Consider the following 365-nt stretch of genomic DNA (forward strand, 5'->3'; position numbering starts at 1 on the left):
TTGAGCTTGTTGAGCGCCGTCTGCGCCGCTACCTGCTTCTCAAGCTCAGCGTTCTGTTTCAACGCGGCGTCGATCTCGCCCTGATGAGCAAGCAGCGATTTCTGATCCGCCGTCAGAATCTTCTTGTTTTTGAGGTCCGAAATCTCCTGCTCGAACTTGAGCAGCTTCTCAGCTTCGGTGCCGATCTTTTCATGCGTGTCGAGCTGCGCCGTCAGCGCGGCCTGCGTTTGGCTCGCCGACTGCAACTCACGCGTCGCAGCGTCGTCTGTCACGGCCTTCGCGTGCGCTGGCTTCGGGTCTTTGTACTTGCTTTGCGCGTCGGAGATCTCAACATCACGCTGCGAAGCGAACTTCGCATCAAGCGC

1 protein-coding gene is annotated in these 365 nt (G+C 58.4%); it reads left to right on the plus strand.

What is annotated here, in order from left to right; translation table 11 throughout:
* Nucleotides 1–365, plus strand: a 365-nt coding sequence (locus SB772_RS39440) for a hypothetical protein (protein ID WP_410838444.1), incomplete at both ends; no start/stop codon positions are given.

The organism is Paraburkholderia sp. SIMBA_030 (genome assembly GCF_046535245.1).
GTDB lineage: Bacteria > Pseudomonadota > Gammaproteobacteria > Burkholderiales > Burkholderiaceae > Paraburkholderia.